The following is a 13,156-nucleotide window of genomic DNA, read 5'->3' as shown; positions in this document are numbered from 1 at the left end:
AATGGCGTTCTGGTTCAATTCCGATCGAGAGAGAGGGCGCATCTTCGCCGAAGCCTTCGCCCGCGACCTTCCCGATCTCCCCTTCATTATGGATTTGACGCAGGTTGATCCTGATGATGTCCGTTACGTCCTGACATGGACCTTACCGCCGGATCTCGACCGCTTCAAAAATCTCGAAATCGTCTTTTCGATCGGTGCCGGCGTCGATCAATTCCGGATCGAGACCCTTCCGACTGAGGTCAAGCTCGTCCGGATGGTCGAAGACGGCATCGTGCGCATGATGCAGGAATATGTGACGCTTGCCGTATTATCGCTTCACCGCAATCTCAAGGCATATCTTGCGCAGCAGTCCGAAAGCAGATGGCAAGCCCTGCCCGCCCGGCAGGCGGCAGACCGCCGGATCGGCGTGCTCGGTCTCGGGATGCTCGGGCAAGCGGTCATCGAGCGGCTGACGCCATTCGGCTTTCCGCTGTCCGGGTGGAGCCGTTCCCCACGCCGGATCGACGGAGTGCGCTGTCATTATGGCGCCGAGTCGCTGCCGTCCTTTCTTGGGGAGACTGACATTCTGGTCTGCCTTCTCCCGCTCACGGGGGAGACCCGCGGCATTCTCGATGCGCAGCTCTTTGCGGCCCTTTCGCCCGGCGCATCGCTCGTTCATGTCGGTCGTGGCGCACAGCTAGATCATGATGCCCTCATAGATGCGCTCGATCGGCATCAATTGTCCGGGGCGGTGATCGACGTCACCGAGCCGGAACCTCTGCCGCCCGAACATCCGTTCTGGCGGCACCCCAAGATCATGCTCACGCCGCACATCGCCAGCGTGACACAGCCGGACACCGCGGCCCGTGCGGTCATCGAGAACGTCAAGCGCCATCGCGCCGGCCTCGACCCGATCGGACTGGTCGATCGCAGCCGCGGGTACTAAACCACAGCAGGACAGCAAGGAGAAATCATGTCCCTTCTCAAGACCATCGACCCGAACAGCACAGAGGCCCCGCGCGAAGCCAAACCGCTCCCCGAGCGGCTGATCTCTGGCGATCCCTCGTTCAAGACCTGGGCCCAGGATGTGGCGCGCGATGGGCTCGTCCATACCGGGGTCTGGGAAGCAACGCCGGGTCTCACCCGCTCGATCAAGGGCGAGACCTTCGAGTTCTGCCATATCCTTCAAGGCGTCGTTGAGCTCACACCGGATGAAGGCGAGCCGGTTAGATACAAAGCGGGCGACAGTTTTGTCATGAAGCCGGGCTTCACCGGCACTTGGCGCACCATCGAAACGGTCAGGAAGATCTATGTGACGGTGATGTAACCGCACCGTCGACCACTTTTTATGAGGACCGCACGAGCCTGTTGAGTGGAATAGTAGGCCTCGTGTGGCCTCGCCAATATCATCTAAGGACACGGCCATGGCTCTGAGCTTTGATCCAGACACAATTCAGTTGCCGAAAGGCCATTTCATCGGCGGGCGCTACATCGATGCCGGGGGTGGGTTGCCCATGCGCCGCCCCTCCGATGCCGTCGTCTATGCCGAGTGCCCCGTAGCCGATGACGGCCTTGTCGACGAAGCCGTATCCGCTGCCAAGACGGCGCTCCGCGAAAGCAGCTGGTCCACCCGCCGCCCGCGCGAACGCACCAATGCCATGCATCGCTGGGCGGACCTGATCGAGGCCGAAGGCGAAACCCTTGCCCGGCTGGAAGCCGTCTCCTCCACGCGCCCGATCGGCCAGCTCATTGGGGGCGATGTCGCGGTCACCGCCGAGCAGATACGCTTCTTCGCCGAATTCGCTGACAAGGAAGGCAGCGATCTCGTCCCGACCGATGACTCGTGCCTCGGCATGATCCTGACCGAGCCCTATGGCGTCGTCGGCGCTATCACGCCGTGGAATTTTCCGCTCTCCATGGCGGGCTGGAAACTGGGGCCCGCACTTGCCGCTGGCAATGCCATTGTATTGAAGCCCTCGGAGATGACGCCGTTCTCGACGCTTTACCTCGCCGAACTAGCCGTTCGGGCCGGCATTCCGGCGGGCCTCATCAATATCGTGCTCGGCGACGGGCAGACCACCGGCCAGGCGATGACCGGTCATCCGGATATCGCGAAAATCAGCTTCACCGGATCGACTGCGGCCGGGTCAGCCATCATGGCGAATATCGCGAGGACGGGCGTAAAGCCAATGACGCTCGAGCTCGGCGGCAAAAGCCCGCAGATCGTCTTTGCCGATGCCGACCTGACGCTTGCCGCCAATGCCATCGCCAACAGCATCCTCGTCAATGCCGGCCAGGCCTGCGTCGCGGGTTCGCGCATCATCGTCGAGCAATCCGTAATGGAGCCGCTGATTGAGGCGATCTTGTCACAAATGGCGACAATCCGACCCGGCCCGACCTGGGACGAGACGAGCGACTATTCGCCGATCATTTCCGAGCGCCAGATCACCCGTATCGATGCCATCGTGCAGGCGGCGCGTCAGGCTGGAGCCGAATGCCTGGCCGGTGGCAAACGCCTCGAAACTGACGGCTATTTCTACGGCCCAACCCTGCTGTCGAACATCGATCAGACCTCCCCGGCCGTCACGGAGGAAATCTTCGGCCCAGTCCTGACTGTGCAGAGCTTCACGGATGAAGAGGAGGCCCTCGCACTCGCCGACCACCCGACATACGGGCTGGCGGCGGGACTTTTCACTTGCGATCTCTCGCGTTCCATCCGCATGACGCGACGGCTGCAGGCCGGCACTGTTTGGGTCAATCGCTACAGCCGCTCCCGAGACCACATCCTGCCGACCGGTGGCTACAAGCGTTCCGGCATCGGCAAGGACCTCGGCCGCGAAGCCTATCACGCCAACCGCAAGAGCAAGAGCGTGCTCATCAACCTCCAGGATCACACATGAAGACCTACTCGATCGCGCTACTGCCGGGCGACGGCATCGGCAAACCAGTCACTGAGGCCGCCTGGGACGTCCTCCAGGCGACCGCCAAGGCATCGGGCTTTACGCTTGAGGGGACGACCTTCCCGTGGTCCTGCGACTTCTACAAGCAAACCGGGGCCATGATGCCGGCAAACGGCATAGAAACGCTCAGACGCTTCGATGCCATCCTGCTTGGTGCCGTCGGCTGGCCGGCGGAGGTGCCGGATTCCGTGTCGCTGCACGGGCTGCTGTTGCCGATCCGCAAGGCCTTCACCCAATATGCCAATATCCGCCCGCACCGGCTCTTGCCCGGTGCCTCCGGCCCGCTGAAGAGCGACAACTTCGACATACTCTGCATCCGCGAGAATACCGAAGGCGAATATTCCGGCGCGGGCGGGCGCATTCATCAAGGAACGGCCGACGAGGTGGCTATAGAGACCGCCATCTTCACCCGCAAAGGCGTCGAACGCATCCTGCGCTTCGGTTTCGAGCAAGCGCGCGCGCGACGCGGCAAGCTGGCCTCGGTCACCAAATCCAATGCCCAAAGATATACCATGGTGTTCTGGGACGAGATGACCCGGAGCCTAGCCGCTGAATATCGCGACGTCGAGGTGACGAGCTATCATATCGACGCGATGGCGGCGCGCATAGTCATGGCACCGGACACGCTCGACGTCGTCGTCGCCTCCAACCTGTTCGGCGATATCCTCACCGATCTCGGCGCCGCCATCCAGGGCGGGCTCGGCTTTGCGGCCTCGGCCAATATCAATCCCGATCGCACCGCGCCTTCCATGTTCGAGCCGGTCCATGGCTCAGCGCCCGACATCGCGTATCTCGGTATCGCCAACCCGATCGCCGCCATCTGGTCGGGCGCGATGATGCTCGACCATCTCGGCGAGCGTGCCGCCGCGGCGCGCGTCATGGCGGCGATCGAAGCGACGACGAAGGCCGGGATTGGCACCATTCCTGGAAGGCATATGACTGAGACGATTGCGAAGGCAGTGCTCGAACGTCTTCTCTGAGGAGCCGCTCAAGTGCTCAAGCGCCCCCAACTTGGCATTAAGCAGTATCTTGCTTGAAGTGCTTCCATCTATTCCAACGGTGAAAAAGAAGGCGCGGATCGAAAGATCCGCGCCTTAATTGGCGGCAGGGGAGGAGGGCCGCCTTACTGAAATCGGTCGAGGGTCTTGTAGTAGAGCCCGACCAGCGGCAGGAACCAGGGCTTGCCGAAATGGCCGGGCACAGCAGGCCATTCGATGCCCTTGAGCGGGTTCCGGTCAGCCTTGCCCAGCATGGCGTCGGCCATGATCATCCCGAGATGCGTCGAGAGCTGCGCGCCATGGCCCGAATAGCCCATCGCATACCACACGCCGTCGACATAGCCCGCGCGGGGATAGCGGTCCTTGGTCATATCCACCAGGCCGCCCCAGCAATAGTCGATCTCCACATGGGCAAGATGCGGGAAGATCTGGGCGAGGCTGGCGCGCAATATGGCGCCGCTCTTTGCGTCGGAGCGCTGGTCCGACGTCGCGGCAAAGCGGGCGCGCCCGCCGAAGATCAGCCGGTTGTCGGGCGACAGGCGGAAATAGTTGCCGATGTTCATCGAGGTGGTGCAGGTGCGGTTGCCCGGCATGGTGGCTGCCACTTCCGCCGAGGTCAAAGGCCGGGTCGCGATCAGGAAACTGCCGACCGGGATGATGCGGCGCCGGAAATAGTTGAAGGAGGCCCCGGACGTATAGGCGCCGGTTGCGACTAGGACATGGTCGGCGGTCACCCCACCTCGGGCCGTCTCCAGTCGGTGCTTCGGGCCCGATATGGTGTGGCGTATCACATGGGCGTCTTCGAATATTTTCGCGCCATGCCGTGCTGCCGCCTGGGCCAATCCAACGACATATCGGCCCATATGCATCATCGCGCTCTTCTTCGAGAGCATTGCGCCATGGAAGGGAGAGCCGACCTCGGTCCTGAGATCATCCGGCGTCAGCAGGGCGGTATCCGGATCGACCTCACGATGCACCGCTTGGAAATTGCGGGCGATCGCCTCGAAATGCTGAGGCTTTGAAGCGAGCTTCAGCTTCCCGGCGCGCCGGAAGTCGCAATCGATGGCTTCCTCAGCAACGATTTTCTCGATCGTATCGATCGAGTCGTCGAGAGCTCGATAAAGCGCCACCGCGCGTTCTTTTCCAAGCTCTGCTTTGGCGGCGATGAAGCTGTGGGCAAGCCCGTTGTTGAGATGCCCGCCGTTGCGGCCGGATGCACCCCATCCGATATGGTTCGCCTCCAGCACGGCCACGCGCGCGCCGGACTTCGCGAGCTGCCGTGCTGCGGCCAAGCCGGTGAAGCCGCCGCCGATCACGGCAACATCATAATGGCCTTCGACGGGGCCACTGCAGGCGCCTGCGAATTTCGGGGCGGTGTCGTGCCAGTAGGATTCGAACTTCATCACCTTGCTCCGCTAGAGGCCGACAACGCCGGAATGGTCTGCCATGCTCTTGATCTCGACATAGCCGTTGATCGGCTCGCGTCTACGATCAAGTTTGTTCTGGAAAAGGAGTGCCGACATGAACATGAGAGGAGAACACTCCAGTAATCTAAGGTAGTGCATTTCGGTCGGTATCGTATCATCGAGTGGTCCTTGGTTATGCCGAGGCGCCTTCGATTTAGGTAATTCTAGCAAGGGCTATGCAGAGCAACTGGCCGCAGTTGCCACTGTGCGAAGCAGAATCTTTCGTATTTCCTCGATATTTGGCAGAGAGTTGCGCCTGGCAGCCGTTGCGGCACCGAGCCATTCAAAGATTTGCTATCAGCATAAGATGCGGTGAGCGCTCGCCAACACGGTCAAAGATGTCGCCCGTCTCCGGATGTCGGGACGATCTTCTTTTCAGGCGACGTTATTCTTCCCTGTGAAGAAGCAGGGATCCAGGCAATGCATATGACCCAACTCGACATCGTTCCGTTTGGTACCGAACATCTCGAAGGCGCGTTGGCGCTTTCGCGACAGGCCGGTTGGCCACACAGGCTGGAGGATTGGGAAACGGCACTTGCAATGAGCACAGGCGTCGTCGTGCTGGAGAATGAAAAGGTCGTCGGCACTACACTCACGACACTCTTCGGAGGCTGCGCCACGATAAATATGGTCATCGTTGCTGAAGCCATACGCGGACGTGGCCTCGGCCGCCGACTGATGGAAGCGGGTCTTGATGGTGCTCACGGAGTGCCATGCAGACTGGTTGCGACCCAGGAAGGCCTGCCGCTTTATGAGAAGATGGGCTTTCGCCAAGTTGGAGATATTCTGCAATGTCAGGGCATCTGTGCGGCCGTTGAAGCGCCGATCGATGTCGAATGGATGCAATCCGGCGATCTCCCGCAAATAGCTGCCCTGGACAGGGCAGCCTTCGGCGATGATCGCAGCAAGCTGATTTTCTATATGAAGGATGTCGGGCGGTTTGCGGTGATCCGGCGCGACGGACACGTCGCAGGTTTCTCGGCGACGCGCCCCTTCGGCCGCGGTGAGGTCATCGGTCCCGTGGTGGCGGAGAATGCCGATGATGCCAAAAAGCTCATTTTGTTCCAAATAGCGGCTCGACGCGACAGATTTCTTCGCATCGACACACCCAAGGACTTGGGCTTGTCGCAGTGGTTGGCCGAACGTGGACTTATCCATGTCGGCGGAGCGACGGCAATGCAGCGCGGCGGCCAAGTCAACCCTTCTCCCCGTGTAAAAACCTTTGCCCTGGCCAATCAGGCTTTCGGCTGAAATCGGAGACAAAGATGCTCAGCAACTCCCTTATCGAACTCGACCGCGCCCATCTCGTACATCCGGTCGCCTCCTATCGTACCCACGAAAAGCTCGGCGTACGCGTCCTGTCCTCTGCTTCTGGTGCGACCGTGACCGACATGTCCGGGCGCCAGCTCATCGACGGTTTCGCGGGCCTCTGGTGCGTGAATGCCGGTTACGGTCATGACAGCATCGTCGAGGCTGCCGCGCGGCAGATGCGGGAACTGCCGTACGCTACCGCTTATTTTGGCCTCGGCGCCGAGCCGGGGATCCGTCTTGCCGCGGCGCTTGCCGAGCGGGCCCCTGGCGATCTCAATCATGTCTATTTCACCCTCGGCGGATCCGACGCGATCGACAGCACTGTCCGGTTCATCCGCTATTACTATCACGCCAAGGGTACCCCGCAGAAAGACCAGTTCATATCGCTCGAACAGGGCTATCATGGCTCTTCGACGGTCGGCGCCGGGCTGACGGCTCTTCCGGCCTTCCATGCCAACTTCGGCATCCCCTTCGACTGGCAGCACAAGATCCCCTCGCATTACGCTTACCGCAATCCCGTGGGCCCCGATCCGCAAGCGATCATCGCTGCCTCGAAACAGGCGTTGCGGCAGAAAGTGGAGGAGATCGGCGCGGAGCGGGTGGCGGCATTTTATGCTGAACCGATCCAGGGCTCGGGCGGCGTACTGGTGCCGCCCAGGGGCTGGATGAAGGCGATGCGCGACCTCTGCCACGAACTGGATATCCTGTTCATCGCCGACGAAGTGATCACCGGTTTCGGCCGCACCGGCCCGCTCTTCGCCTGCAGCGAAGACGAAGTCGTTCCCGATTTCCTGACAGTCGCCAAGGGCCTGACCTCGGGCTATGTGCCGATGGGCGCGGTCTTCATGACCGAGCGCGTGTATAGCACGATCGCAGACGGCGCTGGCACTTCCCTGGTGGGGCATGGCTATACCTATTCAGCCCACCCAGTGAGTGCCGCGGTGGCGCTCGAGGTTTTGCGCCTCTACGAGGGCGGGCTTCTGGAAAATGGCCGCAAGGCCGGCAAGCGCCTAATGGAGGGGCTGCAGGGCCTTGCCGACCATCCGCTCGTAGGCGACATCAGGGGCCGCGGCATGCTGGCGGCGATCGAGCTCGTCACCGACAAGACGAAGAAGACGCCGCTTCCGGCCACGGCCGATCCTTCCCGTCGGATTTTCGACCGGGCGTGGGACAACGGCCTCATCATCCGCGCCTTCGGCAATGGCGTGCTGGGCTATGCGCCGCCGCTTTGTTGCACAGATGGCGATATCGATGCGATTGTCGCCCGCACCCGGAAGACACTCGACCAGACGCTGGAAGACAGTGACGTCAGGTTGGTCATGGCTTGATGCGGGAGCGAGTTGTTTACTTCCGGCAGCTCGGAAAAGCCTTGCTCGGGAGGCGCCACTCGAACTTTGCTGGCTTTTGCCGGCTCACAAGGGAAATAGGCTGGTCAGCGGCAGGTGCGATTTGACGATCGGCGATTTCAACACGACGTAACTGAAATATCGGTCGATGCCGATATCCATGTCGATGAGACGCTCCATGATCTCCTGATATTCGGCGATGCCGCTGGTGACGAACTTGATCAGATAGTCGTACCCACCTGAAACCAGGTGGCATTCGATGACCGAGTCAATCTTTTCGGCAGTCGACAGGAAGCGTGCGAAATCAACCTGCCGGTGGTTCTTCAAGGTGATTTCGGTGAATACCGTTATAGTCTGACCGAGTTTGGCGGTGTTAATATGGGCGGAATAGCCGTCGATATAGCCCTCCGACTGCAGTTTTTTCACCCGCATCAGACAAGGGCTCGGCGATAGATGAACTAATTCGGCGAGCTCGACATTGGTGATCCGGCCGTTCTTCTGCAATTCATAGAGAATCTTGATGTCGATGCGGTCGAGCTTCACGCGGTCTCCCCGGGGCCGTTTCGGGCCCGCCTTTCAGCAGATTATGCCAGAGAGCATAACACAGCTTCCCACCTTGTCCATTTTCGCTTGGAAACATCCAGCCAGCATAAATGGTTATACTTGCCATCGATTGCAGAACATTATTCCGTTGAACGCTGGATTCAGCGCGCCACTTTGGCGGAGCCCGCAATAGTATGGATTTGCCTCAACGGAGATGACCATGCCTGCCCCGCTCGTTCTCCTAGAAACCACGGACTCCCAGCCCCAAGCCGCAGATGTGGTCGTGATCGGGGGCGGCATCGTCGGCGTCTTTACGGCCTACTATCTCGTTTGCCGCGGTCTCAAGGTAGTTCTCGTTGAAAAGGGGCTTATTGGCGCCGAGCAATCGAGCCGCAATTGGGGGTGGTGCCGGCAACAGAACCGCGATGCCCGCGAACTTCCACTCTCCACCAAGAGCCTTAATCTCTGGGATCGGTTCGCCGCCGAGACCGGAGAGGACACCGGCTTCCGACGCTGCGGGCTTCTCTATCTCTCCAACAACGAGAGGGAGTTGGAGGGCTGGGCTCGCTGGCGGGACTTCGCCCGCACGGCGGGTGTGACCACCTTCATGCTATCTTCCACGGAGGCGACCGAGCGTGGCAAAGCCACGGGGAAGCCGTGGAAAGGCGGTGTCTTTTCTTCGTCTGACGGCACCGCGGATCCGTCCAAGGCAGCGCCTGCGGTGGCGCGCGCGATCATCAGCGCGGGCGGCGTTGTACTCCAGAATTGCGCAGCTCGCGGCATTGAGACGAGTGGCGGCCGACTCTCCGCCGTTATCACCGAGAAAGGGACAATCCGGACAAAGGTCGCCGTCCTTGCCGGTGGCGCTTGGGCCTCGTCATTCTGCAACAACCTGGGTGTGCGCTTCCCTCAGGCTTCGGTCCGGTCGTCGATTCTGTCCGTCGAACCTGTCGAGGGCCTGCCGGATGCTCTCCACACGACGGAGGTCTCCACGACACGGCGTGCCGATGGCGGTTACACCCTGGCGATCAGCGGCCGCGCCAGGGTCGACGTTACGGCACAGCAACTCCGGTTCGCGAGATATTTCGTACCGATGTTTGCCCGCCGCTGGCGGAATCTGGCACCGGGCGGGGTCGAGGGCTGGCGCTCGGGACATGAAACGCTCAGACGCTGGCGGCTCGATGAGCGCACACCGATGGAACACATGCGTATTCTCGATCCGGCTGTCGACGAGGGCACGATTTCCGAAGTTCTCCGCCGGGCCCGGAACTTACTGCCAGGTCTCGCAAAGGCGAAAATCGCCTCAAGATGGGCCGGCTATATCGACAGCACGCCCGACGGTGTGCCGGCCATCGGCGAGGTCCCCAACATTCCCGGCTTCATTCTCGCGGCCGGTTTCAGCGGACATGGCTTCGGAATCGGCCCGGGTGCCGGTCATCTGATCGCAGATGTCATCACCGGACAAACGCCCCTTGTCGACCCTATTCCCTACAAACCGGAGCGTCTTACAGGCTCCGCCTGGGGCAAAGTGGCTGAGTTTTAGCGCTTTCGGGTCGGTCGCGCGCGCAACTCAAGTTCATTCAGGGGGCTTGTCACAAGGTTGGCGGTAGGACGCGTTGAGCCAAAGTACACCCCGCTACCTCGTCCGGTCACGAGCGTGCCGGCGCTGCGAAGTTGCGAGCAGAGTGAGCGCAAGGACCCGCGGCGTCTAAACCGAGCCAAGCCGCAGCCCGATTCGCCGAATTGGGCTCGATGTCGAAATCAGCGTACAATCAGTTCGCCGCGTCCACCTGGTGATGGATTCGGGGCAACAAACGAGACGATGGCGGAAGCGATTTTGCCGCCGCCCTTCTCGGACGGTTCGATGGCATTGGCGAAATCGCTATCCTCGTCGCAGATAACGCGGAGGTCGATTAGCGCAACCCCTCGCTCGGCGGCTGCACGAGTAATGCAGTCATTAAGGATCGAGAGGGCCGTGACCGCAACGCGCCTTTGGTCGGGGTCGGCGTAGCGTACGTCGTAAATCGTGCAGATGGCCGTCGGAAGTTTGGCGGCTAGTACGGCATCTAGGATATCGAAATAGCTTGAGCAGAACTGCTCTCTTACGGCCGCGAGCCTGAGCAGTGCGTCGCCGACCCAGCGCGAGGGAGCGTTTAAGACCTCGGAGACGCGGAGTGCATCGTTGCCGCCCACGCTTGCTACCAGGTGGGTGGCATCGGTCGGTAGGCGCTGCAGTTGCAGACGCACATCCTCCATCAGACTGCCGTCAGCGGCAAGTAAAGAGGCAGACCACCCCGCCGGCAGCCGACGCACAAGATGCTGCAGGACGTCTGCCCCGCCGGCGACGTAAGCCCCGTTGTCGAACACCGAATCGCCCAGAAGCACGACCTTTTTCGCCACAGCCGTTTACCCTGCCATGACATGCGCGCAGTAGCGGCCGGAGATAGCAGCCGCCAGCAAGAGGCCGCTACGCGACAACGCCATCATCACCGCACTCGTCTCCTGGTCAAGCGAATAACTAGCGGTAAGAGCGTATGAGGCAAGCTTGCCGAAGCATTCGAAGTCTTCGGTTGGGCTCCATTCAAGGCACAGGATTCAGAGCCGGCTTTCGAAGGGCGGACGCTTCCTCGGTCCGCCACCAGTGGAGAGCGGAAATTGGTGAGCAAAGCGCTTGGAATGACGCCCGCACCCTGGAACTCTAAAAGAGCGGCTCGGCATGGCCAAGCGGGAGTGTTGTTTCACGGGGCCCTCCTCCGTCTTCAATGCTAATCCTGGTGGCGCGATGCCGTTTCGCGAGCACTGCTCGATTTTGGCCAAGCGATTTTCGTGGTAAACTATAGGAAATTACTGAGAGCCATGTCTTGAAACGGGAGGAAGCAACATGGCTGTTCAAGTCCCGACGGATTTCCGCCGCGTGATCGTTGCCGCATCGGTTGGAAACATCATCGAATGGTATGACTTCTATATCTTCGGGAGCTTGGCTGCGGTTCTGTCCGTCAAGTTCTTCGAGCAATCACACCCGGTTGCGGCGCTGCTGAGTACGATTGCGCTCTTCACGGCAGGATTCCTGATCCGCCCACTTGGCGCTTTCCTCTTCGGCTGGATGGGCGATAGGGTCGGCCGCAAATACACGTTCCTCATCACGCTGACGGGAATGGGGTTAGGCACCGGTGCGATCGGTTTAATCCCCACCTATGAGTCGATCGGTCTGACCGCTGCCTTCCTTCTTTTCAGCTTGCGGATGATCCAGGGCTTGTGCTTGGGCGGCGAGTATGGCGGCGCCATCACCTACGTCGCCGAGCACGTCCCCGACGAACGCCGCGGCTACTATACAGGCTGGCTTCAGACTTCCCCGACTCTCGGAATCGTGGTGTCGCTGGCGGTGATCATCGCGGCGCGGACCTATTTCGGCAGTGAAGCTTTCGACGCATGGGCGTGGCGCGTTCCATTCCTGGTGTCGTTCCTGCTTGTAGGCATCGCGATCTACATCCGGCTCCAGCTCCAGGAGACACCAATCTTCCAGGAGATCAAGGCCAAGGGGCAAATGACCCAAAATCCCTGGAGGGAAGCGTTTCTCAGCTCCAACATTAAATATGTGGGGATCGCCACCATCGTGCTTATTGGACAGGGCGTGGTCTGGTACAGCGGACAGTTCTGGGCGTTGTACTTTCTGCAGCAGGTCTCCAAAGTGGATCCGCTGAACTCCGCCTACATCGTCGGAGCGGCATTGCTTCTTGCAACGCCGAGCCTAATCCTCTTTGGCTGGCTTTCCGACATAATCGGCCGCAAGCCAGTGATCCTGGGAGGAATGCTGCTCGCCGCGCTCACCTATTACCCGCTGTATTTGTGGCTCGGTGCGGTCACGCAGCCTGGGAGCATCAACTATCCGATCGCTATCTTCATCATCTTCATCCTCGTTTGCTATGTCGGCATGGTCTACGGACCGGTTGGGGCGTTTCTGGCGGAATATTTTCCCGGTAGGATTCGGTACACGTCGGTATCAGTGCCGTATCACATCGGAAACGGCTGGGGTGGCGGACTGGTGCCGTTCATAACCTCGGCGGCCTTCGCAGCGACAGGTAGTATCGGGTACGCGCTAATCTACCCAATTGCCGTTCCTGCCGTGTGTTTCGTGCTCGCCATCTTCTTAATGCCAGAGACCCGCAGAATAAGCATTTGGCAGCCAACCGAGCCTCGAACCGAGTTGTAACACGGTCGCCCATGCAGACACTCGGCCATCACCCCCATTGAGGCGGCTCGGCGCGGTGACTGTCCAGTCGAACCCGTTACGGCCGTCTGACCATCGGAGACGCGGCAATCTGCCTCGTCGCACACCCCCCACCTTATCGGCGGCAACCTTGGCTACCTGGTCGGCGACAGCGTGTCGGACCCGCATCTGCTCATACTGGCGGGCGGGACGCAGGAACTCGGATTCCCGCTCTCCGCGTGCTTTTGCGACTGCGTAGCGCGACGCCTGCAGGATGTCACGAAGACGATATCGGGCACGCGTTCTCGCCCTTCTGGAACAAGCCCGATTGACAAGAAGACATCAC

Annotated in this window: 11 protein-coding genes; 8 read left to right on the top strand and 3 right to left on the bottom strand. The window is 60.6% G+C overall.

All coding sequences use genetic code 11. The features are described 5' to 3' along the window. Position 1 precedes the first annotated feature (1 nt). From ACFHWW_RS17975 to ACFHWW_RS17960, 4 genes are all read left to right on the top strand, one after another. Positions 2-925, top strand: coding sequence for a 2-hydroxyacid dehydrogenase (locus tag ACFHWW_RS17975; RefSeq protein ID WP_379939730.1), 924 nt, complete (start codon positions 2-4; stop codon positions 923-925). Positions 926-952: 27 nt separating this feature from the next. Beyond that, on the top strand, positions 953-1,306 hold the full coding sequence (locus ACFHWW_RS17970) for a cupin domain-containing protein (protein WP_379939728.1): 354 nt from the start codon (positions 953-955) through the stop codon (positions 1,304-1,306). Positions 1,307-1,403: 97 nt separating this feature from the next. After that, on the top strand, positions 1,404-2,879 hold the full coding sequence (locus ACFHWW_RS17965) for an aldehyde dehydrogenase family protein (protein WP_379939726.1): 1,476 nt from the start codon (positions 1,404-1,406) through the stop codon (positions 2,877-2,879). After that, on the top strand, positions 2,876-3,919 hold the full coding sequence (locus tag ACFHWW_RS17960) for a tartrate dehydrogenase (protein ID WP_338280536.1): 1,044 nt from the start codon (positions 2,876-2,878) through the stop codon (positions 3,917-3,919). Before ACFHWW_RS17965 ends, ACFHWW_RS17960 begins: the two co-directional genes overlap by 4 nt. Positions 3,920-4,062: 143 nt before the next feature. On the opposite strand, the gene ACFHWW_RS17955 is transcribed toward ACFHWW_RS17960, so the two are convergent. Continuing rightward, positions 4,063-5,340 (bottom strand): NAD(P)/FAD-dependent oxidoreductase, encoded by a 1,278-nt coding sequence (locus tag ACFHWW_RS17955; protein WP_379939724.1) that lies wholly within the window; start codon positions 5,338-5,340, stop codon positions 4,063-4,065. A gap of 483 nt (positions 5,341-5,823) precedes the next feature. On the opposite strand from ACFHWW_RS17955, the gene ACFHWW_RS17950 reads away from it, so the two are divergent. Both ACFHWW_RS17950 and ACFHWW_RS17945 read left to right on the top strand, forming a co-directional pair. Then, positions 5,824-6,654: a GNAT family N-acetyltransferase gene (locus tag ACFHWW_RS17950; RefSeq protein ID WP_379939861.1), complete on the top strand. Its 831-nt coding sequence runs from the start codon at positions 5,824-5,826 to the stop codon at positions 6,652-6,654. A gap of 14 nt (positions 6,655-6,668) precedes the next feature. Further along, on the top strand, positions 6,669-8,042 hold the full coding sequence (locus tag ACFHWW_RS17945; RefSeq protein ID WP_379939722.1) for an aspartate aminotransferase family protein: 1,374 nt from the start codon (positions 6,669-6,671) through the stop codon (positions 8,040-8,042). 84 nt (positions 8,043-8,126) lie between these two features. On the opposite strand, the gene ACFHWW_RS17940 is transcribed toward ACFHWW_RS17945, so the two are convergent. Further along, positions 8,127-8,603, bottom strand: a complete 477-nt coding sequence (locus tag ACFHWW_RS17940) for an Lrp/AsnC family transcriptional regulator (RefSeq protein WP_102762975.1) — start codon at positions 8,601-8,603, stop codon at positions 8,127-8,129. A 220-nt stretch (positions 8,604-8,823) separates the two neighbouring features. On the opposite strand from ACFHWW_RS17940, the gene ACFHWW_RS17935 reads away from it, so the two are divergent. Next, positions 8,824-10,146 (top strand): NAD(P)/FAD-dependent oxidoreductase, encoded by a 1,323-nt coding sequence (locus tag ACFHWW_RS17935; RefSeq protein WP_379939719.1) that lies wholly within the window; start codon positions 8,824-8,826, stop codon positions 10,144-10,146. 218 nt (positions 10,147-10,364) lie between these two features. Here the strand turns inward: ACFHWW_RS17935 and ACFHWW_RS17930 are convergent, their stop codons facing one another. After that, positions 10,365-11,003, bottom strand: a complete 639-nt coding sequence (locus ACFHWW_RS17930) for a GDSL-type esterase/lipase family protein (protein WP_379939717.1) — start codon at positions 11,001-11,003, stop codon at positions 10,365-10,367. A gap of 481 nt (positions 11,004-11,484) precedes the next feature. On the opposite strand from ACFHWW_RS17930, the gene ACFHWW_RS17925 reads away from it, so the two are divergent. Next, positions 11,485-12,813 carry an MFS transporter gene (locus ACFHWW_RS17925; RefSeq protein WP_379939715.1) on the top strand — a complete coding sequence of 443 codons (1,329 nt, stop codon included), beginning with the start codon at positions 11,485-11,487 and terminating at the stop codon, positions 12,811-12,813. Positions 12,814-13,156 lie beyond the last annotated feature (343 nt).

The sequence above is a fragment of the Sinorhizobium sp. P24N7 genome (assembly GCF_042436655.1).
In the GTDB taxonomy this organism is placed as follows: domain Bacteria; phylum Pseudomonadota; class Alphaproteobacteria; order Rhizobiales; family Rhizobiaceae; genus Sinorhizobium; species Sinorhizobium meliloti_A.
The sequence above is the reverse complement of the archived record's forward strand: the minus strand, read 5'-3'. Positions and strand labels throughout refer to the sequence as shown.